The organism is Paenibacillus sp. GYB006 (genome assembly GCF_036577645.1).
GTDB lineage: Bacteria > Bacillota > Bacilli > Paenibacillales > Paenibacillaceae > Paenibacillus.
In genome coordinates, this window is the sequence record NZ_JARBDA010000086.1 from 1 (window position 1) to 315 (window position 315).

General features: G+C 32.7%; 1 protein-coding gene. It reads left to right on the forward strand.

Annotated features, from left to right (window positions below):
- Nucleotides 1–79 precede the first annotated feature (79 nt).
- Nucleotides 80–283 carry a hypothetical protein gene (locus tag PV403_RS25115; RefSeq protein WP_160037193.1) on the forward strand — a complete coding sequence of 68 codons (204 nt, stop codon included), beginning with the start codon at nt 80–82 and terminating at the stop codon, nt 281–283.
- Nucleotides 284–315: the final 32 nt, after the last annotated feature.

The window sequence follows — 315 nt, forward strand, 5'->3', positions numbered from 1 at the left end:
TAAATAAGATTACAGTCGATTAGGCTGTTCGGGTTAGTATAGGTAGCTGGGAACTGGTATAAACCTAGGAGGTGAATTTGTGAAAGAAGTTATTAAAAATGCTCTATTGGGTTTTGTCGTTTTTGTTATTGGCTTTGCCATTATTTTAGTTCTTACAAGATCCGGTATTGAAGCTGAACTGACATATTATGCTGCTATAGCATACGCTCTTTTATACTTAGCTAGTGTTATATCTGTCTGTACAGTAGTAATTCTAAGAAAAATTACTCAATTAAAAAAATGAACTACTCATTTGAACTAACGAAAAAACGATAG